20 protein-coding genes and 1 riboswitch are annotated in these 26,182 nt (G+C 41.0%); of the genes, 12 read left to right on the top strand and 8 right to left on the bottom strand.

The annotated features are described in order from the left end of the window. Positions 1–695 precede the first annotated feature (695 nt). On the bottom strand, positions 696–1,052 hold the full coding sequence (locus HC179_RS14260) for a DUF3889 domain-containing protein (RefSeq protein ID WP_168864898.1): 357 nt from the start codon (positions 1,050–1,052) through the stop codon (positions 696–698). A 159-nt stretch (positions 1,053–1,211) separates the two neighbouring features. Between HC179_RS14260 and HC179_RS14265 the strand changes: the two genes are divergently transcribed. Then, complete coding sequence (locus HC179_RS14265) at positions 1,212–1,883, top strand: hypothetical protein (protein ID WP_168864899.1); 672 nt, start codon at positions 1,212–1,214, stop codon at positions 1,881–1,883. A 354-nt stretch (positions 1,884–2,237) separates the two neighbouring features. On the opposite strand, the gene HC179_RS14270 is transcribed toward HC179_RS14265, so the two are convergent. Further along, complete coding sequence (locus HC179_RS14270; RefSeq protein WP_168864900.1) at positions 2,238–3,173, bottom strand: S66 peptidase family protein; 936 nt, start codon at positions 3,171–3,173, stop codon at positions 2,238–2,240. A gap of 490 nt (positions 3,174–3,663) precedes the next feature. Here HC179_RS14270 and HC179_RS14275 point away from each other — a divergent pair, with 490 nt between their 5' ends. Next, entirely contained in the window at positions 3,664–5,115 is a 1,452-nt protein-coding gene (locus HC179_RS14275; RefSeq protein ID WP_168864901.1) for a spore germination protein, read from the top strand. Positions 5,116–5,342: 227 nt separating this feature from the next. After that, the gene (locus HC179_RS14280) at positions 5,343–6,104 is read left to right on the top strand and encodes a TerC family protein (protein ID WP_168864944.1); all 762 of its coding nucleotides are present in this window, start codon (positions 5,343–5,345) and stop codon (positions 6,102–6,104) included. A gap of 105 nt (positions 6,105–6,209) precedes the next feature. Here the strand turns inward: HC179_RS14280 and HC179_RS14285 are convergent, their stop codons facing one another. Beyond that, positions 6,210–6,614 (bottom strand): exosporium protein D, encoded by a 405-nt coding sequence (locus HC179_RS14285; RefSeq protein ID WP_168864902.1) that lies wholly within the window; start codon positions 6,612–6,614, stop codon positions 6,210–6,212. 69 nt (positions 6,615–6,683) lie between these two features. Further along, complete coding sequence (locus HC179_RS14290) at positions 6,684–7,169, bottom strand: exosporium protein D (RefSeq protein ID WP_168864903.1); 486 nt, start codon at positions 7,167–7,169, stop codon at positions 6,684–6,686. A 441-nt stretch (positions 7,170–7,610) separates the two neighbouring features. On the opposite strand from HC179_RS14290, the gene HC179_RS14295 reads away from it, so the two are divergent. Further along, entirely contained in the window at positions 7,611–8,174 is a 564-nt protein-coding gene (locus tag HC179_RS14295; RefSeq protein ID WP_168864904.1) for a thioredoxin family protein, read from the top strand. Positions 8,175–8,533: 359 nt separating this feature from the next. Here HC179_RS14295 and HC179_RS14300 read toward each other — a convergent pair whose 3' ends face one another. Further along, positions 8,534–9,244, bottom strand: coding sequence for a MerR family transcriptional regulator (locus HC179_RS14300; protein ID WP_168864905.1), 711 nt, complete (start codon positions 9,242–9,244; stop codon positions 8,534–8,536). A gap of 175 nt (positions 9,245–9,419) precedes the next feature. On the opposite strand from HC179_RS14300, the gene rarD reads away from it, so the two are divergent. From rarD to HC179_RS14320, 4 genes are all read left to right on the top strand, one after another. Further along, complete coding sequence (gene rarD / locus HC179_RS14305) at positions 9,420–10,355, top strand: EamA family transporter RarD (protein WP_168864906.1); 936 nt, start codon at positions 9,420–9,422, stop codon at positions 10,353–10,355. A gap of 282 nt (positions 10,356–10,637) precedes the next feature. Next, the gene (locus HC179_RS14310; RefSeq protein WP_168864907.1) at positions 10,638–14,072 is read left to right on the top strand and encodes a S8 family serine peptidase; all 3,435 of its coding nucleotides are present in this window, start codon (positions 10,638–10,640) and stop codon (positions 14,070–14,072) included. Between the two features lie 175 nt (positions 14,073–14,247). Further along, positions 14,248–14,625 carry a nuclear transport factor 2 family protein gene (locus tag HC179_RS14315; protein WP_168864908.1) on the top strand — a complete coding sequence of 126 codons (378 nt, stop codon included), beginning with the start codon at positions 14,248–14,250 and terminating at the stop codon, positions 14,623–14,625. Positions 14,626–14,693: 68 nt separating this feature from the next. Then, positions 14,694–15,149: a hypothetical protein gene (locus HC179_RS14320; protein WP_168864909.1), complete on the top strand. Its 456-nt coding sequence runs from the start codon at positions 14,694–14,696 to the stop codon at positions 15,147–15,149. Between the two features lie 766 nt (positions 15,150–15,915). Here HC179_RS14320 and HC179_RS14325 read toward each other — a convergent pair. Then, the gene (locus tag HC179_RS14325) at positions 15,916–16,863 is read right to left on the bottom strand and encodes a hypothetical protein (RefSeq protein ID WP_168864910.1); all 948 of its coding nucleotides are present in this window, start codon (positions 16,861–16,863) and stop codon (positions 15,916–15,918) included. Beyond that, positions 16,856–17,398, bottom strand: coding sequence for a sigma-70 family RNA polymerase sigma factor (locus tag HC179_RS14330; RefSeq protein WP_168864911.1), 543 nt, complete (start codon positions 17,396–17,398; stop codon positions 16,856–16,858). Before HC179_RS14330 ends, HC179_RS14325 begins: the two co-directional genes overlap by 8 nt. 666 nt (positions 17,399–18,064) lie before the next feature. On the opposite strand from HC179_RS14330, the gene HC179_RS14335 reads away from it, so the two are divergent. Then, the gene (locus tag HC179_RS14335; RefSeq protein ID WP_168864912.1) at positions 18,065–18,490 is read left to right on the top strand and encodes a DUF4064 domain-containing protein; all 426 of its coding nucleotides are present in this window, start codon (positions 18,065–18,067) and stop codon (positions 18,488–18,490) included. A 136-nt stretch (positions 18,491–18,626) separates the two neighbouring features. Here the strand turns inward: HC179_RS14335 and HC179_RS14340 are convergent, their stop codons facing one another. Continuing rightward, complete coding sequence (locus HC179_RS14340; protein ID WP_168864913.1) at positions 18,627–18,803, bottom strand: hypothetical protein; 177 nt, start codon at positions 18,801–18,803, stop codon at positions 18,627–18,629. Between the two features lie 41 nt (positions 18,804–18,844). Then, positions 18,845–18,938: riboswitch (cyclic di-GMP riboswitch) on the bottom strand. A gap of 247 nt (positions 18,939–19,185) precedes the next feature. On the opposite strand from HC179_RS14340, the gene HC179_RS21225 reads away from it, so the two are divergent. The 3 genes from HC179_RS21225 to HC179_RS14350 all read left to right on the top strand — a co-directional run bounded on the left by HC179_RS21225 (position 19,186) and on the right by HC179_RS14350 (position 26,127). Next, positions 19,186–19,320: a hypothetical protein gene (locus HC179_RS21225; protein ID WP_277351327.1), complete on the top strand. Its 135-nt coding sequence runs from the start codon at positions 19,186–19,188 to the stop codon at positions 19,318–19,320. Next, positions 19,317–25,076, top strand: a complete 5,760-nt coding sequence (locus HC179_RS14345) for a pullulanase (RefSeq protein WP_168864914.1) — start codon at positions 19,317–19,319, stop codon at positions 25,074–25,076. Before HC179_RS21225 ends, HC179_RS14345 begins: the two co-directional genes overlap by 4 nt. 127 nt (positions 25,077–25,203) lie before the next feature. Beyond that, positions 25,204–26,127, top strand: coding sequence for a DMT family transporter (locus HC179_RS14350; protein WP_168864915.1), 924 nt, complete (start codon positions 25,204–25,206; stop codon positions 26,125–26,127). Positions 26,128–26,182 lie beyond the last annotated feature (55 nt).

Below are 26,182 nucleotides of genomic sequence, written 5' to 3' on the forward strand. Positions count from 1 at the left end.
TCAGCAGAGAAACGGTAACAGAGAGCGGCTCTCAAGGCCCGAAGCTCGAGTGTCAGCAGAAAAACGGTAACAGATAGCGCCGCTCAAGGCCCGAAGCCCGAGCTTCAGCAGAGAAACGGTAACAGATAGCGGCTCTCAAGGCCCGAAGCTCGAGTGTCAGCAGAGAAACGGTAACAGAGAGCGGTTCTCAAGGCCCGAAGCCCGAGTTTCAGCAGCTAAGCGGTAACAGATAGCGGCTCTCAAGGCCCGAAGCTCGAGTTGCAGCAGAAAAACGGTAACAGATAGCGCCTCTCAAGGCCCGAAGCCCGAGCTTCAGCAGAGAAACGGTAACAGATAGCGCCTCTCAAGGCCCGAAGCTCGAGTTTCAGCAGCTAAGCGGTAACAGAGAGCGGTTCTCAAGGCCCGAAGCCCGAGCTGCAGAAGAGAAACGGTAACAGATAGCGCCTCTCAAGGCCCGAACGCCGTGCAAAAACAGAGAAACGGTAACAGATAGCGGCTCTCAAGGCCCGAAGCTCGAGTGTCAGCAGAAAAACGGTAACAGAGAGCGCCGCTCAAGGCCCGAAGCCCGAGTCTCAACAAAGAAACAGTACTAGAGGTCACTCACCAAACCCCCGAAGCATCACCCCAGAATGAAAATAGGTAATAAAAACAAATCACTCAAAATAACTCCATCTCCCTGAATTGGTTATCTCCCACTACCTCCGCCTTTTCCCTTTCCGCTTTATCTCCTCCAACTTCACCTCTTTAACAGATTCCGTCTCCTTATAAAAACTAATCGTAACATTCACACCGAACTCTTTGTCCCCATCTTTTAGCCACAATCTGAATTTTTCTGTTGTTAATATTGGGCCTTCCTGTCTGCCCATATGTAAATAGTCGACAATCTCGGCTTTTGGATAAGCCTCTTTTGTCCGTTTCATCGCGAGCTGTCCCCACTTTGCGTAACTTGGAACTTGTTGAGCTGCAACATGTGCGGCCTCTGTCGATGGAACAGGTTGATAACCAACTAATAGAAAGCATGCTATACAAAAAAGTAAGGTAAACTTCTTCATCTTTAATCCCTCCAGTTAAGCTTATAGTGCCCCATGGAGAGTGATTTTACTTTGAATGTTGGAAAAAGAAGGGTATCACTTGCGACTTAACGAAGAATAGATAAGGAAAATAAAGGGTGGGTCGCGGTACCTGACCCTTTGAAACCAGGAGGAGAAACCATGAGGCATTTGTTTTTTATGTTTTTTAGTATTTTATTTCTTACCGCTTGTGGAAGCAATGCAGTTGGTGGTAAAGAGAACCCAAATTCACAATATGACGATGAAAAAATGATCGGTACGGTATGGGATGTTAGTGAAGACAGTGTGGAAGTGGACATTTCTGAATGGGAAAAACGAGATAGAAAAGGATCGAATGGAACAGACGAGGGTTACTCCTACTTAGCTAAAATTACGGACGAAACCACGATTAAGTACGAGAATGGGAAGGAAGCATCTCTTAACGACTTGAAGAAAGGTCAAAAAGTGTTAATAAATCCACCTAGGGGAGAAAGTTTTGAAGGAAAGCCTAAGGAACTCGTCTTATTAGATATGACCTTTGAGGAAAAGTATTCACGGTTCCTATCACATGTAGATGGCTATAAGCTAGTTGTTATGTATGAAGAAGGGGCTGTATTGCCTCTAGAATTGCAAGACCCTCTTTATGAAAAGGTTCTCGACGTCACGGAGGAGGAAGTGGTAGCCACTTGGATTGTAAATGATGATGAGTATGTGGTGGATTACCAAAAAGAGCTTGGAGTCGAGCAATTTCCTGTTATTTTGGTCTTTAATGAGGAGAAACTGGTCTTTAAGACGTATGAAGTAGAGGAATTATATGCTTTCTTTGAACAGTAACTCTGAGGATGTAAAAGCTGCTATTATTTTTGCATAATAAAATTTAAACAAACGTTTGAATAAGCTTATTTCTACTCGCTTTTAAATTTGGATATAGAAGAAGGATACAAATATCGACTATTATAGCAAGGTATATTGAGATAGTGTTGAAATTGCAAAGCTAATGAGCTGGGATTTCCTAAGCTAGGTAAGCAAAGTTGAATTAGTCAAAAAACGGGGCGAATTAGTCAAAAAACGACCTAAAGTATACAAAAAAACCGCCCAATTATTCAAAAAATCCATTCAAATGATCGACAAACCATATATTTACATAAACCTACTTGAATCACCAAGATAATGATTCTCCAAAATTGATCACGGTATCTGTCCCCACGATACCGCTGGCTCCATCACCGTTATAGTATTATTCGTAGCATTCATATTAACAGTAGCACCAATCGGAATGGCAGCCTTAAACCTCCCGTGACCGGTGGCGAAGTTCATAATCAAGGGCTTTCTCGTCGGCACGAGAACTGAATTAATAAGATCTGCATAGGACGTGTTATATGCAACCGGACAATTTGTGCATTCCCCCATGATGATACCGAGGCAATCCCTAAATTTACCTGCCATGGACAGTTGGGTAAAGTAGCGAAGAATCATGTTGGCAGGTGTATGCGTGTCCTCTAGAAAAAGAATTTTGTCCTTTGTATCAATTTCATAAGGTGTGCCAAGCGTATTGACGATGGAAGTGATATTCCCTCCAACAATTGGCCCGGTCACATTTCCGGGATTTATCCCCATACGCACCACTTCTGGTGGATTCATAATAGCTCGCGGGGAGACAAACGTAGAGGTCGCTGCAAAAAATTGATTGAAATTATAAGAGGGAGTTTCCGCTCGGAAATCAATAAGCATCAAGCTGTGAAACGTTATCAGATCACTAAACTGATTCAGACAGTTCAACAGCACGGTAATATCACTGTACCCGGAAATCAATTTTGGATTTTCCTTAATTACATCAAAATTAAGATAAGGCAGAATCTGTTGTACACCTGTCCCTCCGCGTGTCGCAAGTATCATTTTGACATTGGGGTTCTTAAACATATCCATAAGATCTTCAGCCCTTTTGTCAGGAGGGGCAGATACAATCCCATCAATCGAATACACGTATTTTCCAAACACAACGTTAAACCCCATATCCCGCAAATATTGTACCCTCGTATTTATTGTGGTCGCATCAAGAGGACTCCCCAAAGTAACCAACCCAATCGTATCTCCCCTTTGCAACACCGGTGGTTTAATTGCCATTCTCCTCGCTCCTCAAAAACCATTTTACTCCTATATATATGATTAAATATTTTTTTGAGAAGGGTGAAGAGGGTTAATCCCAAGGTAAAGTATATACGACTACTCCATTAGTTGCCTAATAGTTAACTTTTGTTTAAATATGTTGAATTTACATCAAGTATAGGAGGCCTTATAATGGTAATTTCTTTCAGTGGTTGTGAAGGACTTAAAATGGTACTTATCTTATATCAACGAAGGAGCTTCCATATTGATGCACTTTTTTCATAACAGTAGTGATTCAGATCAAGAATTCCTTCTCTTACAGGGGACATGAGAAAGGGAAGCAGATTTATTATCTGTTGTAGGTAGATGCAAATGCTAAAAGTAAAATAAGCTAAATCATCTTCATTCAAGCATATTAGTATAGTTTCATCACTACCGAGCATATTAGATAACGACCGTTGCTCTTCTATAATTTACATACAAATATATGTTAGGTGATTGGAACAACATGAATAAGTTCATTCAAACCGACCTGGAAGAAAATATCAACAATATTGAATATTGTTTTCACCATACGTCATCTTTTTCCATAAGAAAGCTAAAAGTTGGCAAGGAAAATACTCTAAATATGGCACTTGTGTTTATGGATGGAATGGTGGATACAGCTAAAATAGAGACTCATATCATTGACTCCCTTTTAGAAATTGGTGATGAACTACCAAGGGATAATTCCTGCTTAGAGGTTATCTCTCAGAAATACATTAAAACTGCAAGCATAAAAATAGCCAACACTTTGGAAGAAATGATAGACGCTGTTTTAGACGGAGATACTGTCATTCTTTTACAGGGGTATGATCAGGGAATTATCGCAAAGACAGCCCAGAGGAAAGAAAGAAGTTTAGAACAAGTAGTAAGCGAGCGTTCTCCTAAGGGTGGGTTGGTAGGTTTAACGGAAAACCTTGATACAAATATAAGTCTATTACGCGGATTGTTAAAGACTTCTAATTTTTGTACAGACTCCAGGAATCTAGGAAGCCTGTCTAAAACTTCTGTCTCCATCCTATACATTCAAGATGTTGTGGACCAAGATGTGTTGAATGAAGTAAAAAGGCGCATAGATAAACTAAAAGTTAATTATGTATTAGAAGGAAAACTATTGGAAGAAGCGATGGAGAACCCGTCAAAAGATTTTCTTTTTTCAATGTCGGAAACGACTGAGCGCCCTGATGTCATTATATCTTCATTATATGATGGAAAAGTAGCAGTATTGGTTGATGGGAACCCTTATGGAATTATCTTACCAGGTTTATTTGTATCTGCCTTTCAATCACCTGATGAATATAATCAAAAACTGGGGCGGTTTAGTATACGTTTAGTAAGGCTAGTAAGCTTTATTATGGCAATTTACATCCCAAGCATGTATGTTGTCGTGTCCAAATACCTAACAGACAAGTTACCCAAAAATGTAGCTGAAACGTTATTTAAAGGAGATGAGTTGCTGTCTCCTTTTTGGAGTATGATCGTTTTATTTTTCTTACTAATGGTTTTAGCCGATGCAATCTTTAGGATTCCTCCAAGTGCGATTGTTTTTGTTTCTTTGTTGGCTACAATTGCAATTGGAGAAACGGCTGTTTCAGCCAAAATAATACATCCGTTCAGTCTTATATTAGTGGCAATTACGTATTTAACAAGCCTCTTAATTGTTTCAAAGCAGATGGCAGCCCCTACAAATACACTGCGTTTTGCATTCTTATGGATTGGGAATCTTTTTGGAATTCCTGGCATGGTCATTGGGACAACTATTCTGATCCTCTATATGATTTCCCTGCGCTCTGTCGGAGTACCATACTTAGCCCCGATTATCCCCTTTCGCATAGAAGAATTTAATGATACTTTTTTTAGAAATAGGTTAGAAAAAATTAACAATAGTGAGCATAGCTATCCTAATGGTAGTAGGTAACAGGGACGATTAATTAAGGGGGTTCCTTACAGATAAGTACTGTTTGCCAAAAAGGTGGTTAAGTGGTAACAGAGCCGATTACAGCTTTCTTACAGGCGGGTTACAACAATCGGTGAGAAAAGAGCCTTATGTAAAAGTTAATCATCATATACCTAAATCATCCATCACTAAAAATTCCGATGTTGCAAACGCTATTAGTAAGCCAACAGCTTTTAGGAGGTTTAATGATGGATGTTTCCATATTATTAGAATATACATGGGTTTTGCTTCTACTTGTAGCACTTGAAGGACTTTTGGCAGCAGATAACGCCTTGGTATTAGCAATCATGGTAAAGCATTTACCAGAAAAAGAACGTAAAAAAGCTTTATTTTATGGACTTGCGGGTGCGTTTGTTTTCCGCTTCGGCTCTTTGTTTGTCATTTCGTTTTTAGTGGATGTTTGGCAAGTACAGGCAATTGGAGCCATTTATCTTCTTTTCATTTCACTGAACCATATCCTTAGAAAATATGTCTTTAAGAAACAAAAAGTAAGGAAAGAAAAAGAGAAGAAAGCGGGCTTCTGGGGTACCGTACTCAAAGTGGAGTTAGCAGATATCGCTTTTGCCGTGGACTCGATTCTAGCAGCGGTTGCACTTGCCGTAACATTGCCGGATACTCCGCTTCCAACAATTGGAGGATTAGACGGAGGGAAATTTCTTGTAATTTTTGCCGGAGGGTTAATTGGGCTGATTATTATGCGTTTTGCAGCTAATTTATTTGTTGCATTATTGAAATCCAGACCAGGTCTTGAGATTGCTGCCTTCCTCATTGTCGGATGGGTTGGGGTAAAGCTACTTGTGTATACATTAGCACATCCTCAATTAGGGATTTTACCGGAAGCTTTCCCAAAATCCACAGAGTGGAAAGTAACCTTCTACGTTGTTTTGCTTTTAATTGCTGCAGGAGGCTGGTTCTTCTCAAAGGCACAGGAAGAAGAAGTAATAAATTGATGAGGCCATCTATGGATGGTCCTCTTGCTTTGTATTAAGCCTAAAAAAAGGGGTACATAGGTATCCCCTTTTGTTTCCAAGCCATCCTATAGTTGGGTAAATCAATTATCTGTTCCGACAACCTATACAAAATGTCTTTTGAATAAATACTTCAGCTGCTGCTTCACGTTGGCCTACTTCGTCGTTGAACCGGATGGCGAGGAAATGAAAGTTTTCTACTTGAAATGCACGTGTGTTTCCTTCGTTAAAAAGCTCAGATCCTTGTACCTCTGCAACAATTGGATATAAGCAGTCTTTTGTGAAGATGAAGACTTGAAGTGGAAAAGGAGGAAAGGGACCGACACCGATCGATTTGATTTGAATAAGTGTTTGATTATGGTTGTTGGTTTCGTCAGAAAAAATAATTTCGGTCTCATTTGAGCGAAGAGGAAATAGAACAGGAATGTTTCCGGACTGATTTTGCCCACTTCCTTTTACAAAATGACTTTCAATATAACTTTGCTTTTTCATGGTTAATGGCCTCCATTTTCTCTGCAACAGATGCAGATGTTTTTTTGATATATACTCGTAATGTACTTGTTAGTGCCCCGTTTCTGAACAGGAAATACAAAATGTCTGTTCTAGATAAAAGCTAATTCTTCGTTGGAGTGATATTGGGAGATCATTGAGTTGGACTGTTACTCTGCGCACATTTTCCAATTGAAATGCCCTCGTTTGTGACAGTGGAATAGTATATTCAAGCGGAGTTTCAGAAGAATCGGTCGTTACTCGCACACGTAAACTATATGCAAGATCTTCTACGCCTAATGTAGGGCTGCCAATTAGAAAGTAAGTTTTGTTATGATTTTCCGTAAAATCCTCAAACAAAATATACTCCTCTGCGGCATTAATAATAAATGATAACGGAATATTACCTGTCTCGTTCTCTCCAACCCCCTGAAACTTATGCGTCTCCACAAAATCCTTCGTCTGACAATCTCTCATCCGACTTTTAGTACTGTAAACGATGGTTGATGCTCCTTGTAAATCTGTTAAATCACTCTTCCTCCAATATTTACGAATCAAAACTATTTCCTCCTATTTATATAGTTACTAGCAATATATTCTATGAAAGAGTTCTATGATTGGTGCGAAATTGGTAGAATGTGGTTGAGGGGACAGGCAAACTGTTTGGGTTCTCTTCTCTAGCAAGCTGCCGGCTTTCTTTTTCAAGTAATAAGAAAGTATGGGATAAATGAAGCGATTTATTCAATAATGACAATCCATATATTTACATAAAGCTACCAGATATGGAGTGTTTCCAAAAGGATTATTCCTCTTGCATTTCTCTTGAGCTTCCAATCATTCTCTGAAATAATGGTAATTAAAAAGAAATTACTAGAAAAGGGACCTAACCGATGCGAAAAATGCCCGTCGTTTCTGTCCGGAATATTAGAAATATCACTTAATATTGATATCTACTTACCATACGTATGGCGCATATTTAAAAACAAGGAGGATACCACCATGAAAACCGAAGAACAATTTTTCCAAGAAGGAAAGTCCATTCAAACATATATGGATGAAATGAGTATGTTAAAAGAGGAAAGCTTATCGGTCTATAAAAGATTTCAATTGCCTGCAGATGGATTGGTAGAAAAGCTGCGACAGCACTCCCTGCATTTTCTCACCATAACAGAAGATTGGTGCGGTGACGCTATGATGATCAACCCAGTGATCCGCAAAGTTGCTGAGGCTGCTGACATAGATTTCAGGGTTACTCTGAGAGATGCAGACACCAGTCTAATTGACCGTCATCTGACAAATGGGGGGCGGGCAATTCCCATGATTTTAATTTTGAGCGAACAAGGCGAACTTTTAGGGAAATGGGGACCACGTGCACCTGAAGTACAACAGATTGTAGATCAATTCCGCGGGGCACTGCCACCTAAGGAAGATCCTACTTTTGCAGAAAAGCAAAAGGAAGTCATTGCTACTTTAAGAGAGAGATATGTAGACGAGGAAACTCTATGGACATACGTGTATGATAGTTTTAAGAATACATTGATGAGTGTGATGGAAGAAGAATAGCGGAAACGGGTAGGCTGAGGTTAAATGAGATAACTGAGGTCTACTTTTTTTGAGGAAGCCACTAAAAGTGGGTCGCGGTTCTTGTCCCTAAAATCCACAAATTGTTGTCGACACACAGTCATTTTTGTAGATATTTCTCGGGAAATTGTTGAAATAAGTAAAGTAAGTACATCAAAAAGTGACTCAGAGAGCCAGCTTTAGTCAAAAAAACGCCTATGAATACACTATGGATGTATCATAGGCGATATTATATTTAAGATATTCCTTATTGCGGATCGGATATATGTAGTGATTTTATCAAAAAGATAGGAAATTGCTCCGTATCTATTGAATAGCGGTAATATCGCCAGACGATACGCTTACTTCTTAAACAACGATAACAACCAACCCCAATTACTATTATCCCGCTTCTGCATTTCTTCTTCTAATCGCTTATTAAAATCATTCTGAGAAACCCACTCTTTTTTCTGCTCGTCTCGCATTTTCTGAATTTCTTCCTGTAGCAATTCCGTTCTTTCTCTTTCTTGTTCTAAAAGAGTTTCGTAGTGTTCTCTTTGTTCTTCTGTTAATTTATCAATCTTGTTATTCGTTTTTTGTGCCGAATTACCGATACTTGAACTAATAAAATGATGGTCCTGCTGAAGCTGAGCTACCGTCGTTTTAATTTGTGACATATCTTGTTTTAGCTGAATGTTCATTTCACGTGCTGCAGCAAGTTCAGTCGCTAAGTATTTAAAAAACTCCTTCATCTGTTCCGGATCACTTGGTAACGTTTCGCTCGTATCGGGTAGCGATATGTCTGTTTGAGTCGTGTTCTCTAAGCGCTCTTTTTGTTGCTCTACTATATCGCGTGCTGTGCTGTCGAGAGGCTTGTCCGTATCGCGCAGCGCTACAAGTGCTTTAACATCCGATTCAACAAATATCCGCCTGTCCCCATCCTTTAAAAACTCGTACCCATTCCGTTCTAGTATCTGTCCATACTTCCGTACAGTAGGGGTGGCAATCCCCACTTCTTCCGCAACTTCCTTGGTCGAATATGCCCGTTCATTAGGTTGTATATCGTTTCGCATATCGCACCTCCTTACTTTAATATGAATGTTTTATAAGCTTTTTGCAAGGGGTATATCGCCTATCATTATAGAGTTTAAGGGAGGTTTTTTTTCGCTTCCCGAAACTTTTTCGTTGCTTTTCACTGTGAAGCCCCCTACACTAAATACAAATATTCTTAATAAAGAGGGTACAGCCATGAACCAAACAACAGAAAACAAAGAGTTTGCTATAGGGATTGTCTCTGCTGGTTTATCATATATCTTATGGGGGATTCTCCCTTTATTTTGGAAGCTTGTAGACGATGTGCCTGCCGGAGAGATACTGGCACATCGGATTGTTTGGTCTCTCGTCTTTATGCTGATTATTTTAGCTGTGTTGCGGAAAATTCCTTCCTTTAAATTGGAGCTTAAGTCTCTTATTACCAACCGGAAACGGCTGATTGGGATCAGCCTTGCTTCTATTTTTATCAGCATCAACTGGGGCCTTTATATCTGGGCGGTAAATGCCGACCGTATCATTGAAGCGAGCCTCGGCTACTATATCAATCCACTTGTAAGCATCTTACTCGCTGTCATTGTGTTAAAAGAAAAACTGTCTGGTCTTCAGACAGTGTCCATTATTCTAGCAGGGGCCGGTGTGCTCGTGCTGACTTTCAGTTTTGGTACTTTTCCATGGGTCGCCATCATGCTTGCCTTAAGTTTTGCCTTTTATGGGCTAATTAAGAAGATGGTTCAAGTGGGTGCTTTAATCGGGCTGGCAATTGAGACACTTCTGATTACACCGTTTGCGCTGCTTTTTCTAACTTATGTGCATGCTAAAACTGGTAGTGGAGCTTTTGGTGGAAACCTTAGTGTGACGTTGCTTCTTTTGCTTGCAGGTGTGGTTACTGCTGTTCCATTGCTCCTTTTTGCAAGTGGTGCAAAAAAAATCCCGCTATCAATGGTCGGTTTACTACAGTATTTTGCCCCAACCATCAAGCTGATTATGGGCGTTTATTTGTTTCATGAGCCGTTTACTGGCGCGCATCTTGTGGCGTTTATTTGCATATGGGCGGCACTTGGGATTTATACATTTACGTTGATGAGGGGTTGGCAGCTAAGACAAGCAGTTGTACGAACTAAAAGTTTATAAACAAAAAGGCTTCTCATCCTTCGATTCATGAGAAGCTTTTTTGCATTTAAACGTAGAGTTGGGGTAACGAAATGGTCCATGTTGAAGAAAATTAGGATGAATGTATCTTCTACCAAGTCTTTTGGTTTATTTAAGATAGTCTATTACTCTCGGATGATGGGTTAAAAAATCTGCGTATATTCGTTGAGATGCCCCAAAAAACCCCAATTTACATAAAAATTTCATCCCTCTAAGATTAAGGTTAGAACCATGAAAGCCTATAAACTATAAGAGGGTGAGAAGATGAAACGAACCAAACAACAAGCACTATCTGTCTTATTGATTCTTGTACTTTTGCTTAGTGGATTTGCAACGCAAGCGAGTGCTGGATTTGAGTACTCTAAGGAAACAGATCCTAAATGGGACATGCTGAAAAAAAGTCCAGCAGAGCAAAACATCTTCAACATGTTTGAACAAGAGGGCAACGATTCTCTATATGGAGAAAAGGTAGAGTCATCAGATCCAAATGAAAAAGTGAGATTGATAGTTGAAGTAGAGGATAAGGGAGATTCCTCCCAAACTGAGCAGCAACTAGAAAAAGTGAAATCAACTATTGAAAAAGCTAGAAATGTTTCGGGAAAAGTAAGACATACCTACACAGAAGGTTTTTATGGATTCAGTATGGAGTCCACTTTAGGTGAAGCAAAGAACATCCAGAGTATGAACGGTGTAAAGGATGTCCGTATCGCCAAGACCTATGAACATACTGTTGTTAACAGCAAGGACTTGGTCGAAGCGATGAATGTATGGACAAAATATAACTATCGGGGAGAGGGAATGGTTGTTGCCATCGTCGACTCCGGAATAGATTATCGTCATGAGGCGCTGAAGCTTTCAGAGAATGGAAAAGCACATGCAAAGCTTACACAGAATTCTATCCAGGGGAAGCTGGATGCTACAGAAATCGCTGATAAATGGTACACAGACAAGGTGCCTTCAGGCTATGACTGGGCAGACAAAGATGATGATGTGATTCCAGCAAAAAACTCTCATGGTACACATGTGGCAGGTATTGTTGGAGCATTTGAGGAGTCTCAGAAAAAAGCGGTAGGGGTAGCACCTGATGTACAGCTGCTTGCCGAAAAAGTTTTCTCTGATAGGAGAGGCTATGCGTATGATGATGATATCGCAGCAGGAATCTACCATGCCGTAGAGCTTGGTGCAGATGTTATCAACTTAAGCTTAGGATCGGATGCAGGCAGTGTGGATGCGAATGATCCGGTTCAACGTGCAATCCAGTATGCAACAGAGCAAGGGGTACTGGTTGTCGCATCAGCTGGAAATGCTGCATACAGTACCAAGCAAAGTCTGTTGGAACGTTCCATGCTACCACTGGCAAAAAACCCAGATATCGGACTTGTTGGAGACCCTGGTATAACGCCATATGCCCTTCAGGTGGCCTCATCTGAAAATGACTTAATGAAGGTAGATGGTTTTCGTTTAAATGATGGTAGTGTACTAGGTTACCAGATTCAGCCGAATATTAAGAAACCGATTGATCATCTGGATGCTACAAAGGAATATGAGGTTGTTTATGTGGGAGAGGGATTGTCGGCAGATTTCAAAAATTTGGGTTCATTAGAAGGGAAAATCGTACTTTCCAAACCGGCAAAGGCCTATGCTTTCTATACTACAGTTCAAGTAGAAGCAAATAAGAAGGGAGCGGCAGCTGCAATAGTCATTCCTCCACCAGGAGTTTCGGATTATTCTTATTTGTATTTTAGTCCTTATTCTATTCCTGCGGTCACAACTGAGCAGGAAAAAGGAAATAAGCTGGTTGAACTTTTACAAAGTGGGGAAAAGGTGACAGTCCAATTATCTGATGAAGGACTATGGGTACAGAATACTGCAACAGAGCCTATGTCTTCCTTTTCGTCCTTTGGTTCACCGACCGATTTAAGCTTCAAACCGGAAATTACAGCTCCAGGTGGGAAAATCAACTCCACGGTGATCAATAACCAATATGAAACAATGAGTGGAACCTCCATGTCGAGCCCGCATGTTGCTGCCGGCGGAGCTCTTTTACTTCAAAAGTACTACGGAGAGTGGGAACTTCCTAAAACGATGGAAACTGTCTTAAAAGCAAAGAATGCGTTAATGAACACCTCCATGCAGTTAACGAACCCTAAGCATGATAACACACTTTATTCACCACGCAGACAAGGGTCAGGCATGATGAAAATCGAGCAGGCCTTAACAACTCCATACTTGCTTGAGCATGTAGGTGTGCCACTTGAACAAGCTGCGTCTGTTGCCCTGAAAGAGATAGACCGTACTTTTGATTTTACATTGAATGTCGAAGCATTGAACAAGAATTTCGTTCACCCTAGACATCAGTATGAAATCTATGTAGATGTGCTGACAGATGAAACGGAAACAAGAACCTATGAGGGAGTGGAAAGAGAGTATTTAACTTTAAACTCTATTCCAGTAGAAAATACCTCTATTAAAATTAATGGGAAGCAACAAGAAGAAAGTAGTCATATTCAATACAAGCCACACCGAGATGACGAAGTGACCATCTCCATTACCCTGCCAGAAGATCTTAGTAAAGGCCGTTTTGTTGAAGGGTATGTCCGTTTTGTGCCAAAAGGAAGCTCTGTAAAGGAGTTAACCAATTTATCCATTCCTTTTATGGGCTATTACGGTGATTGGGGTGCTATCTCTAATGTGGATGAAAGCCCAGTAACAGGGGATGCCTATCTTGGCTACACAGTACTGTGGAATGATTTATTGGAACTGCCATTAGGATACGATGCATCTACAGGAACCTTTGATGCGGAAGCTATAGGGGTCTCCACACGATCCATCAGTTCGGGTGCTTACCCGTCCTTTACCGCTTTACGGAATTTGAAGGAAATGTCCCTGAGCATTCAAGATGAAAAGGGGAACACCGTATCTACCATTGGTAATTTTGAAGAGTTCACCGAAGATGGAAGTCCGTATCCATTCCGTAAAAATATAATGAGCTACCGAAATTACTATTATTCATTTGAGTATCCTTTCTGGAATTCACTAGATGACGAAGGAAACATCCTTCAAGATGGTCAGTATTACTATGTATATACTAGTACTCTCGACTATGAAGGTGCAGAGCCACAAGAAACGAAAATACCCATAAAAGTCGACACAGTCGCACCTGTAGTGAAGGACCTAAAAGTGACCGCACAGCAGGATGAGACTTATAAGATTACTTGGGATGTGGAAGAAGAGGAAACAGGTTATATTGGGAGCTTGATTTGGGTGAATGGATCCTATAAAAACCTTGGAGGCAGTAAATACGAATATATTTCTTCTGTTGAGCCTGATATTGTCATGGTATCCTCCATTGATGCTGCCAGAAATGTAGGGGTTGGTTATGTCGGCAAAGAAGAATTGAAACACGCAGATCCATTTATCAACTACCTTCAAGTATCGGGTACAAATATTAATGAAAACAAACCAGCAAGAATTACTGTCTTTGGCTATAAACGACTTGACTGGCACTTTGTTATTACAGATGCTGAAGGAAACTCCTTGGAAGAAGCAAACATCGACAATGAACATTCTATTTACGGCCTACGTTGGACTCCTGACGCAGATTATCCAGAAGGAGACTACTATGTAACCATAACAGGTACAGACGAAACTGGGCTATCCTTAACGTCCGCACCAAGAAAAATGACATTAAAGAGATAATTGGTATACCCAGGCTCCTTTGCTTATTGGCAAAGGAGTCTATTTTTTCTTTCAAATAGTAAAGGACTTACGCTAACAAAAGAAGAAGTTAAACATAAGCATTTATTCTCAAGCTTTAATAGAGATAGATGTTAGGGTAAAAGCAATTATTACATACATGAAAGGGCGAGTTGAAATGAATAGTAATATACACAAAGAGACATCCATCGTATTTCTCCAATTGGTCGTATCAGGAAAAATCCGTGAAGCATTTGAGCGCTATATTCACCACGATTTCCGTCATCACAATCCTTATTTTCGTGGGGACGCTGAATCACTAATGGCAGCAATGGAAGAGAACGCAGCTAATAGTCCTAACAAAACGTTTGTAGTGAAGCGTGCAATTGCAGATGGAAATACGGTTGCTGTCCACTCCCATATTCAACAGAATCCTGAGGACATCGGAGCCGCAGTTATACATATTTTCCGTTTTGAGGAAGAGAGGATTGTGGAACTATGGGATGTCGGCCAGGCAATTCCAGAAGAATCACCGAATGAGCACGGGATGTTTTAATACTTAAAGATGACGGATAAAGCACCATCTTAGGCAATGTCAATTCCATAAAAGTAGGTGAAAAACCCATGGATTTTTTCAATAAATTTAAAAGTGGAATGAACCGTATCAAAGACAGCAAAGGCATCCCGGTGCCTATTACTGCTTACATGCTGCAAGAGGTGCTTCAAAGAAACGAAAGGCTGCAGGAGGTTGCAGTGGAAATTACAGAAGGTGAGATTCTTGTCACTGGTAGAGCGGAAGCAGATCTTAAGGTGACCAAGAAGGACATCTCCTTCTCCATCACCCTCGAGCCTGTTCAGATGGAAGGAAGAGAGTTAATTTTTAAGATTGCGAAACTTAAACCGTTGAATCTTAGTATTCTTAATAAACGCATTTTTGACAAACCGCCGCACCTCGCCTACAAGAGTGGTCATATCAGGATTGATTTTAACGGCTGGGAGCTTGTCAGGAAAATTCCAGTTGGCAAAATTAAGAGCTATCAGATAGGAGATGGGAAAATTGTAGTGATGGTAGGGGTCTAGTTAAAACCACTATTGTTAAATTCTCTTTCTACCCTCCATTTCCAATTTTTCGCGTTCTTTTTTTTGTTGATGAAGCGCAAGGGGATTTGTGTAAATGCCCAATATATCCCCTTGTTTATATTCTTCAGGTATATGTTGAAGATGGTCCTCAGGTTTTACTGAAGTTTGCGCTCTCCGATTTAAACCAGGCAGTATTACTGCGGTGCACAAAATGACCACAATAATCGCCCACAAATTCCCCTTAATAACAAAAAATATATATATTAACCCCAATAGTATTAACCACATATGAGCCTCCAAGTAGAAAAAGTTTCACGACTACATATATGGTGTTTCTTAAAAAAATATGAGTGAATTTATACTCCATCTATCAGCGAACAATCTAGCATTCTCTATTAAAATCAACACCCCATCAGGACATAAGTCCATGCAACCTCATCTAACATACATAGAATAATAGAGAAAGTAGTGCGACGGGTCCCTATTACACCTGACAATCCGTCGCCTATCTTTAAAAGGAGGTGCAACAACATATGAAATGCTACTACTATCTTAGCTCGAAAAAAGATCACCATACACACTGCAAACCAAAACACAAAGATAAGCACGATTGCAAAAAATGCGCAAAAAATTTCCATATCAACATTTTTGGTATCAGCATTAATATTGGCGGAAAAGGTCATTGATGATTTGCTTCTTCATGCAAGAACTAATTAATATAGTAAAGCTGGCAGAAGGATTTTCCATTGCCAGCTTTTGCTATGAACTATTCCGTCTTTAAGAATTCCAGGAATTCTTCGAGGGTCATATCTTTAACTTCAAAATGTTTTCTTGCAAGTTCTTCAGTTCCGCCTGTTCCTTCACTTGTTGTATTTAATTTTAAATTATAATAAGGGTGTTCACTGCTACTATATTCTTTTTTTTCATAAAAGAATATCTGGTTTTCCTGATAAATATTTATATTACCTCTTAAATCTAGGATGACTCCAAAGGCAGAATCATTAAATGAATCTTCGAATACTGGTAGTACTTTATATTTTGTGTTTACAAATGCCACTACGGGATTTTCATCAAGAGTAAATATGATATACATCTCTTCAAGCTCCGGACTCGAATAATTAAATACTTCCCTACGATCATCCTCAGGAATGTAACGCTTATCCGGCTCACCAAGTGCAGCAATGACCTCTTCCATACTGTCGCCAATACCTATACCCTTTGCGTTATCGCTTGATACCTTCAGCTTGAAGTCTCCATTTTCGGCAATATAAAATAAAGGATTTTTTGTTGCAGACTCATCCTTGGTTTCTTCTTCTTCATTTGGAGGGACGGGTTCTTGTTCAATAGGAGGGTCTTCTTCCTCCGGTTCCACAAGGTTCTCATCTATCGTCTCGGAATTGTCCATTTCGGAATCCTCAAGCTTTTCATCCGGTATTTTCAATTCATTATCTTCTGATTCATCAATTTCCGTTATAACGGGTTGTTCATCCGACATGCTAGGTTTATTTTTTGATATGAAATCAAGCTGTGAAAGGGATAGGATACTGATAATCACAATAACTGCAACAAGAGAAGCGTAGTATCTTAATTTTGGTTTCTTCTTCTTTGTATGGATTCTTTTCAAGACATCATTAGATTCTTCTTCTGAAAAGGCTATATCTTTTAATAGCAGCTGGTTCATATCCTTCTTAAAGGTTTTTAGCTGTTTATCCATGGAATCCACTCCTTTCCAAGCTTGATTTAAGCTTTCCGCGTGCTCTGAAAAGTCTTGTTTTAATGGTGCTTTCACTTAATTGGAGCACCTCACACATTTCTTGGACACTTAATTCTTTATAATAAAATAAAATGATTACCTCACGAAGCTTGATGGGAAGCTTCATTACATTGCGGATTAACTCTTTTTTTTCCGCTACGCTGACTGCATTTGTTTCAGGAGTATCAATATCAAGCAGCGTTGGTTCGATATCATTCTTCGGTATAAGATTTCGGAAGCTCCATTTTCTTAACGTATCTTTTGACTTGTTTACTGTAATGCGAATCAACCAAGTTTTATAAGAACTTTCCTGCCGAAATGTATTAAGATGATGGTAACAACTGATGAAAACTTCCTGGATAATATCCTCGGCAAGTGAGTAATCTCTCACATAAAGATAAGCAATACGTTTCAATTCAGTTCCATGTTCTGTCATCAGGTTTTTTAGCAAGATTTCATTTGAATATATCATTTCATGTTCTGCCATTATTTCCATAATCCTCCTCCCTTTCACATTATAGACGACTGTGCAGAAGGGGAGGTTACTTTTTTGTGATAATAGCTTGAAAATGCCATTCTGTATAAATTAAAAAATACCGAATGGCCAATTGATGGCGTCCGGTATTTTTTATGTAGAACAGGCCCTGGGTTAATGGTGATGGAGTCTATAAAGGTAAGATAGATGGGAGTGTACTATGCCAAAAGAGGATGTAAGGTGGGAGAGGCCTGTACCAAAAATTTATTATAAACATTATGCACTTACTTTTGATTGGGATTGGCGGCTTACTGCTTTAAGAATGAACAGTTTATCCTGGGCAGTCAGCATTCTCCAGCTTTTCACTTTAATTTTCATTAGTGGTTTCCCCTCTTTCGTATTTTTCTGCTATGTTTCTATACTTTAAAAATACCTTTTTTTTACTTGATATAAACAACAAAAATTCCTACATTTTCCGCGCTAGATTGCACGATTCAAGGAGGTTTTTAGCGAATAATCGCACTGAGTGAAGATTAAGGAATATCTATTTTGGAAAAATAATATAATATTTTACTATTTTATCCTTCTTTCTAGCGTGATAAAATTAGTTGGTAAAGTTTGAAACCTTACGGAGTTAATCTACGTATAACTCATATAAGGTTACATAATAATGAGGAGGAAATAAGGATGAAACGTACAGCAGAGATAGTTATGACAGTCATTGCAGTGATTATTAGTGGATTGACGGCACTTTTTGGAGTTTTGATGAACTTGGGAATGTCCGATCCTGAATTTACAGAAGTAATGGAAGAGGAAATGGCGGCAGATCCGGCTATGGAAGGCATGGATATGGGTGGTTTCATGGATTTATTGTCTATGGCAGGTCCAACGTTACTAACAGTTGGAATCATCTCTTTAATCCTAGGGGTTATTGGGATCATTGCCCTTAAAGGAAACAAAAAACCTGTACTTGCAGGTATCATGTTAATTCTAGCAGCGCTAGTCATCGGTATAGGGACAATTGGTTTTGGAATCATACCAGCAGTCCTATACTTGATTGCGGGAATCATGGCATTTGTTAGAAAGCCTAAAGTAACGGAACAACATATTTAAAGAGCAGAAGGGAAAAGCACTTCAACCCATTTGGGTCATGGTGCCTGTCCCTTCACTACACTTCACAACAAAAAGGCCTCGTAACCCGAGGCCTTTTCTTTTTGTCTGTCTGTTTTTCTTAGCTGTGTATCAAGATTTAATAAGATAAATCTTGAATTTTCGTTCTGCATTGAATTGCTTCTAGCCTATGGGATTCCGCTTTTTCCACCAGCTGCTGCTTCATGACCTTGTCGAGACAATCTCCAGCAATGACAGTGTAATAGTGGGACCTCATATTGTGCCAGAAGTACTGTAAATTTCTTACCGTCTTCATAGAAGGACCTCCTTTTCACTCATAAATCAACGGAGGTTAGTGCGGGTAACTGGCTAACTGGCCTGCTTTAAAATACAGACTGAAGTCCCTATAGTTTTGCGTCACTAGCTTTCACTAGTTTTGCCTTTTTCCATGATTTATGAAAAGTACATTCCTATTGTAGTCTTTTAGGCGGTGTAATGACATAGGACTTTAGAAGTATTTAGGCATATTTTGTCGAAGGTGAGCTGGGGGGACAGGCACATCAACTCGCATGGATCACCGTGCCTGTCCCTAAAACCCAAAAAACCAATTGAAAACTTTCAGAATTCATAGTATGTTATAAGTAGATTATTGGTAGCGTTTGCATAAATTTGTAGGTTTATAGTTGTGGGGCTGCTTTTTGTGCAATTATGTGCAAACGGTTCCGCAATTCGGTGAACCCTATCTACAAGTGCAAACGCTTCCACAAATTAGCAAGTCAGTCATCACGATCAATGATGTTGAGATCAAGATAACGAAAGGGGCAGGGATATGAAAAGAAGGTTTCAAAGGGGTATGGCTGTACTACTTTCTGTTCTTCTGGTTGTTTCCATGTTTGCGGGCTATCTACCAACAAGAGCGGTGGCCGAGACGGGAAATAAGAGGATAGAACTTAGCTACGAGCGGCCAGATGGAAATTATGCGGGCTGGAATCTGTGGGTCTGGGGAACTGGTGTGAAGGACGACCAGATAGACTTTACAGAAGTAAAGGAAGGCATTGCCTATGCTAACATTGCAGTAAGTGAAAATGCAGATAAAGTTGGCTTCATTGTTCGTAAGGGCAACTGGGAAGAGAAGGACACTGAAAAAGATCGGTCGATAACGGTCAATAAAATCGACGACATCACCAAAGTACACGTTACAAGTCAGCAGGAACAATTTATGCAAATTCCTGACGGCAGTGCACCTGTTGTCGCGGACGGAAGCGCAGACTTCTTTTTCCGTGATAAAGACTTATACGCAACAGGTGAAATGGACAAGATCGAAAAAGTGGAGCTTTCCATACTTGGTGAAAAATATGTAATGAATGCAGAGCCGGAAAATGAGCGTTTTACTTATACGGTGAACGACCTCCCTACAGGCGAGCATGAATATACTTATTTTGTAACAGTGAATGGAGAAACAAAAGAAATTACTGATCCATATAACACAGTGGATGGCAAATCCGTTGTCGAGTACTTGGCGTCAGACTTAAAAGTGACCGGTTCTGTTACCCCGGCTATGGTTGATTATAACCAGAACGCCGTCGTGACAGTGGACATCGAATCTGAAACTGAAACCAAAATCCGTGAGATGTCTATTAATCTATCAGAAATCGGTGGCAAAGAGAAAGTAACGATTGATCCTGCACTGAATGAAGTGACTGTCGCGGTCAAGCAAAGTGTGACAGCGGGTGTGAAAACCTTGCCGGTCACAGCGATTGATGAATTCGGTAATCGCCACGAGGGAACTGTTCAGTTGGAAGTGAAGGCTCGAACAATTACTGGCGAAGAGGCGGATTTTGACTGGGATGAAGCAGTTGTTTATTTTATGCTAACAGATCGATTCTTTGACGGGGATACATCTAACAATGATCCGCATGGAATTGGTTATGACACAAGCAAGTCTGGTACATACCAGGGCGGGGATTTTAAAGGAATTACGCAAAAGCTTGATTACTTGGACGAGCTTGGAATCAATACAATCTGGATCAGCCCGGTTGTTGATAATATCAAATATGATGTTCGACACAACGACGGACCGGATACTCCATATTATGCATACCACGGCTATTGGGCAGATAACTTCGGGGAATTGAACCCGCATTTCGGCTCGATGGCGGACTTCCATGCCTTAATTGATGCGGCACATGAACGCGGTATTAAGATTATGGTGGATGTAGTGCTGAATCACACAGGATATGGATTGAAACCAGGCGACAGTAGCAGTGTGGCGAACTTCCCTACAAATGAGGACCGTGCACGTTTCGACGGGATGCTTCGTAATGGCGGGTCAGACACAGTTCGCGGCGAGCTTGCAGGCCTTCCGGATTTCCTTACCGAAAATAAGGAAGTACGCGAGCAGGTTGTAAAATGGCAGACAGACTGGATCGAAAAGTCCAGAACGGCTAAAGGAAACACTATCGATTATTTCCGTGTCGACACGGTTAAACATGTGGAAGACACTACTTGGATGGCATTCAAAAATGCTCTAACGAAAGAGATGCCAGAGCACAAGCTGATTGGGGAAGCATGGGGAGCAAATATCAATGATGACCAAGGCTACCTGAACAGCGGAATGATGGACTCTTTACTGGATTTTGATTTTAAAAACTATGCTCGTGACTTTGCAAACGGGCAGCTAGATGCGGTTCAGCAAAAGCTTGAGGCGCGTAACAGCAAATTGAACAATACAGCAACATTAGGTCAATTTTTAGGAAGCCATGATGAGGACCGTTTCTATGAGATGGTTGGAGGAGACCTAGGGAAGTATCAAGTGGCAGCATCCCTTCAGTTGACCTCAAAAGGGCAGCCGGTTATTTATTACGGAGAAGAGTTGGGCTTACCTGGTAAGAACGATTATCCGTATTATACCAACCGCCAAAACATGCCTTGGGATGACGTAGAAGGAAATGATGTTTTAGAGCACTATCAAAAGGTACTGGACTTCCGTAATGAAAATCCAAACACGTTTGCCAAAGGAGACCGCAAGAAGGTAGCGGGATCTGACAGTGACAAATACCTTATCTTCTCACGTACTTATGGGGAAAATGCAGTTTATGTAGGTTTAAATACTGCCACTACTGCAAAAGAAGTAACCCTGAACTTCGGTTCCTCCGAAGCAGTGGTAACGGACCACTATTCCGGTCAAGAGTATCAAGCAAATGAAGAAGGGCAAGTGAGTTTCACGATTCCAGCGATGGAAGACGGCGGAACGGTATTGCTTGAAGTGGTTGGCGGAGCTCCACCAGTGGAAGAAGAACCAACAGAACCAGGTGAAATCGGCGAAAACACGCTTCGCATTCACTATCAACGCACAGACAATAGCTACGAAAACCTTGGCCTATGGCTATGGGGAGACGTGGCAGCACCATCTCAAAACTGGCCATCAGGCGGTACTCCTTTTGAAGCTGAAAATGTGACAGAATATGGTGCGTATATTGATGTAGAGCTTGCAGAAGGAGCTCAAAATGTCGGTTTCCTTGTCCTTAATACCACGAATGGAGATAAGGATGGCGGAGATAAGGGCGTTGAACTTTTTAGTCCAGACCTAAATGAGGTATGGATCAAACAAGGCTCTGACGAAGTATTTTTATTTGAGCCGGTGGAGTTGCCTGCAAATACGGTCCGCATTCATTACGAAAGAACAAACGCCGACTATGACGGTTGGGGATTATGGAATTGGAAGGATGTAGAGTCGCCGTCTGACGGCTGGCCGAACGGTGCCACAGATGCTGCAGGCATTGGCAAATACGGTGCTTACTACGACATCAAACTAAAAGAAGATGCAAATGAAATCGGCTTCCTCTTTGTAAACAAGCAATCGGGGGCACAAACGGGAGATATTAATTTTGATATGCTGAAACAATACAACCAACTTTTTGTAAAAGAGGGCGAAGATAAGGCCTACACGAATCCTTATGGAACAGTGCCATTGGCGCTTGTGTCTGGAGAAGTATTATCCGATAAACTGATTACCCTAACTTTTACAAAAACAGATGGATTAGACATAACAGATTTGAAAGAGCAGTTGAAGATTGTCGATGTAGATGGAAAGGATGTATCCTTCACAGATATAACAATTGAAGGCGAAAAGACAGTCCATGTTCACGGTGAGTTTGACTTAGAGAAGCTTCCATTCAATGTTACTTATGGTGATGTGACGGTTTCTGCAAAATCAGGCTGGAAGCTAATTGACGAAATGTATGCTTATGAAGGCAAGCTAGGAGCGGAATTGCATGAAGACGGAACGGCTACGTTAAAAGTGTGGTCGCCAAAAGCGGACAATGTGTCTGTGGTGCTTTATGACAAGGATGACCAAAATGAGGTTGTCGATACCATTCAAATGGTCAAAGGGGACCGCGGTGTTTGGTCTGTAAAACTAGCAGAAGATAATACAGGCCTTGATAGTTTAAAAGGTTACTATTACCATTATGAAATTACACATGGTGATGTAACGAATCTTGCATTGGACCCTTATGCAAAATCCATGGCAGCATGGAACAATGAAGCAGGGGATAAAGTAGGAAAAGCGGCGATAGTTGATGTTACTTCTATCGGACCTGAGCTTGATTATGCCGACATTCCTGGTTTTGAAAAGAGAGAAGACACCATCATTTACGAGGTGCATGTACGTGACTTCACATCTGACCCGAACATTGCGGAAGACCTGAAAGCACAATTTGGTACATTTGCTTCTTTCGTAGAAAAATTGGATTATATTGAGGAACTTGGTGTGACACACATTCAGTTGCTTCCTGTAATGAGTTACTATTTTAGTAATGAATTCGAATCTGGTGAACGTATGCTTGAGTATGCTTCCACTGATACGAACTACAACTGGGGTTACGACCCTCACGGTTATTTCTCCCTATCCGGTATGTATTCGGAGAACCCAGAGGATCCGGAACTGAGAATTAAAGAATTTAAGAATCTAATTAAAGAGATTCATAAGCGCGACATGGGTGTGGTACTCGATGTGGTGTTCAACCATACGGCACAGGTTCACATTTTTGAGGATCTGGTACCTAATTACTACCACTTCATGGATGCAGACGGAACGCCTAGAACAAGCTTTGGTGGCGGACGTCTTGGTACGACACATGAAATGTCCCGTCGTGTACTGGTAGATTCCATCAAGCATTGGGTGGACGAGTACAAAGTGGACGGATTCCGCTTTGATATGATGGGAGACCATGATGCAGAAAGTATCCAAATGGCTTATGATGAAGCGAAAAAATTGAACCCGAATATCGTGATGATCGGTGAAGGCTGGGTAACATTCGCTGGTGACGAAGGCGAGCCGGTTCAAGCTGCGGACCAGCAATGGATGAAAGATACAGAAGCAGTCGGAAGCTTCTCTGATGAATTCCGTAACGAATTGAAATCTGGCTTTGGAAGCGAGGGTCAGCCTCGATTCATCACAGGCGGCGCGCGAAACGTACAGCAAATTTTCGACAACATTAAAGGACAGCCGTATAACTTTGAAGCAGATGACCCAGGTGATGTGGTTCAATACATTGCCGCACATGACAACTTAACATTACATGATGTTATTGCGCAATCTATCAAAAAAGACCCGGAAATTCCGGAAAACAGTTTAGAGATTCATAAACGTATTCGTATAGGAAATGCGATGGTATTGACGTCTCAAGGGACAGCATTCTTACATGCTGGCCAGGAGTTTGGTCGCACGAAGCAGTGGAGAGCGGAGGCAGCGGAGGCACCATATAAGTCTACTTATATGACAGATTCTGAAGGTAACCCGTTTACCTATCCGTACTTTATCCACGATTCCTATGATTCATCAGATATCATCAACCGAATTGATTGGGAAAAGGCAACAGATGCTGAGAAATATCCAGTAAATAACGTAACTCGTGAATACACAACAGGTTTAATAGAGTTACGTCGTTCTTCCGATGCATTCCGTTTAGGCGACCGTGCGCTGGTGGATTCGAATGTAACGATGATTGATGCACCTGAAATTAAGGAACAAGATCTAGTTGTTGCGTTCAAGAGTGTTTCCACGGCTGGTGTGGAGTATTACACATTCATTAATGCGGATACTTCTAGTAGAACACTGACGTTGGGGCAGGATTTGACGGCTGGTGTGGTTGTAGTGGATGCGGATGAAGCAGGAGTGGCTGAGGTTTCTGAGCAAAGCGGTTTTGAACTGACTGCAGAAGGCATCACACTTGAACCATTGACGACGGTTGTGGTGAGAGTTGGGGAGCAGGAAGGAACAGACCCTGGTGACGGGGACGGAAATCCTGGCGATGGCACACCGGGTGACGGGGATGGTAACACGCCTCCTGGCAACGGAAATGGTGATGGTGGCAACCCTGGTACCCCTCCTGGAAAAGGCGGGGAAAACCCTGGCAAAGACAATGGGAAAACACCTCCTGGAAAAGGTGGAGAGAGCCCTGGCAAAGGCAATAAGCTTCCTGTCACAGCAACATCTTCATTCAATTTCATCATGCTTGGAACGGTGATGGTAGTGTTTGGTGGCGTATTGTATCTGGGGAGAAGAAGGATGAAATTTAGTAAGTAATTTAGAAAGAGTGTGGGCTGGCGTGAAAGCGTTAGGTTCACACTCTTTTTTGATTGCAGAAATGTCTTCATTCCTGACATCCTGTTATGGTACGATATGGGAAAACATAAAGGGAGTTAGCCCCACCATGCAAAACACCAAATACTATTTAGCGCTTTTCCTCATCATGATTTTCTGGGGCATGAACGTTCCTCTAGTGAAAATACTTGTGGAGAACTTGAGTCCGATTACCATGACGGCTTTCCGTGTCATGACAGCAGGAATTACCGTTTTTATGATTCTAGCGATTTTCAAGCTTGTAAGGCTACCAACAAAAAGAGAAGCCAACTATATCTTACTGGCTACTTTTCTAAATGTGGTCTGCCATCATTATTTTTTATCCCTTGGACTGAAAGGGACTACAGGGACTAATGCAGGGATCATTTTGGGAGCGGGCCCAATCTTAACGGCCCTGATTGCGACTGTCCTCATTAAAAAGAAGACAAATATCCTAAGATGGACCGGTTTCATCCTTGGCGGAGCTGGTGTTACCATTACCATCTTAGTTGGAAGCAATGGCATATCTGAAGTTAACATAGGAGATGTCTATGTTTTCCTGTCCATATTAACCCAAGCCTTCAGCTTCATCCTTATAAGTAAACTTGCAAAAACATTGGATCCTCGTCTGTTGACGGGATACATGCTGGTCATAGGCGCAGGGATTTTACTAATTATAGGGGCGCTGACAGAACCGGGAGCGGTAAGGGAGTTTACGCTTTTACCGGGTAAGATATGGCTGGCATTCTTTATATCTGCCATTATTGCAACCGCACTTGGTCATATGTCTTATAACTTTATCATTGGAAAAATTGGTCCGGCAGAAGCATCCATTTTTCTAAACTTCACTCCATTTTTTGCCCTCATCGGATCTGTCTTTTTGCTCGGTGAAAAAGTAACCTATTTTCACATGATCGGTCTTGTGCTGATTGTGGTAGGTGTGTTATTGGGATCCGGGGCTTTGGAAGGGCGACATACTGGCTCAGTTAACCAATTTCGAGGAGTAGAAAGGTAATGGGTATTGGGTCTTCTAAATAAAAATCAAAAAAACCGGGCAAAAGGATCAAATC

This window comes from Bacillus sp. RO1 (assembly GCF_012524115.1).
GTDB lineage: Bacteria > Bacillota > Bacilli > Bacillales > Bacillaceae_I > Sutcliffiella_A.

Coding starts and splice junctions, on each gene's coding strand:
- HC179_RS14260 (WP_168864898.1), bottom strand. CDS start 1,052: ATGAAGAAGTTTACCTTACTTTTTTGTATAGCATGCTTTCTATTAGTT.
- HC179_RS14265 (WP_168864899.1), top strand. CDS start 1,212: ATGAGGCATTTGTTTTTTATGTTTTTTAGTATTTTATTTCTTACCGCT.
- HC179_RS14270 (WP_168864900.1), bottom strand. CDS start 3,173: ATGGCAATTAAACCACCGGTGTTGCAAAGGGGAGATACGATTGGGTTG.
- HC179_RS14275 (WP_168864901.1), top strand. CDS start 3,664: ATGAATAAGTTCATTCAAACCGACCTGGAAGAAAATATCAACAATATT.
- HC179_RS14280 (WP_168864944.1), top strand. CDS start 5,343: ATGGATGTTTCCATATTATTAGAATATACATGGGTTTTGCTTCTACTT.
- HC179_RS14285 (WP_168864902.1), bottom strand. CDS start 6,614: ATGAAAAAGCAAAGTTATATTGAAAGTCATTTTGTAAAAGGAAGTGGG.
- HC179_RS14295 (WP_168864904.1), top strand. CDS start 7,611: ATGAAAACCGAAGAACAATTTTTCCAAGAAGGAAAGTCCATTCAAACA.
- HC179_RS14300 (WP_168864905.1), bottom strand. CDS start 9,244: ATGCGAAACGATATACAACCTAATGAACGGGCATATTCGACCAAGGAA.
- rarD (WP_168864906.1), top strand. CDS start 9,420: ATGAACCAAACAACAGAAAACAAAGAGTTTGCTATAGGGATTGTCTCT.
- HC179_RS14310 (WP_168864907.1), top strand. CDS start 10,638: ATGAAACGAACCAAACAACAAGCACTATCTGTCTTATTGATTCTTGTA.
- HC179_RS14315 (WP_168864908.1), top strand. CDS start 14,248: ATGAATAGTAATATACACAAAGAGACATCCATCGTATTTCTCCAATTG.
- HC179_RS14320 (WP_168864909.1), top strand. CDS start 14,694: ATGGATTTTTTCAATAAATTTAAAAGTGGAATGAACCGTATCAAAGAC.
- HC179_RS14325 (WP_168864910.1), bottom strand. CDS start 16,863: ATGGATAAACAGCTAAAAACCTTTAAGAAGGATATGAACCAGCTGCTA.
- HC179_RS14330 (WP_168864911.1), bottom strand. CDS start 17,398: ATGGAAATAATGGCAGAACATGAAATGATATATTCAAATGAAATCTTG.
- HC179_RS14335 (WP_168864912.1), top strand. CDS start 18,065: ATGAAACGTACAGCAGAGATAGTTATGACAGTCATTGCAGTGATTATT.
- HC179_RS14340 (WP_168864913.1), bottom strand. CDS start 18,803: ATGAAGACGGTAAGAAATTTACAGTACTTCTGGCACAATATGAGGTCC.
- HC179_RS14345 (WP_168864914.1), top strand. CDS start 19,317: ATGAAAAGAAGGTTTCAAAGGGGTATGGCTGTACTACTTTCTGTTCTT.
- HC179_RS14350 (WP_168864915.1), top strand. CDS start 25,204: ATGCAAAACACCAAATACTATTTAGCGCTTTTCCTCATCATGATTTTC.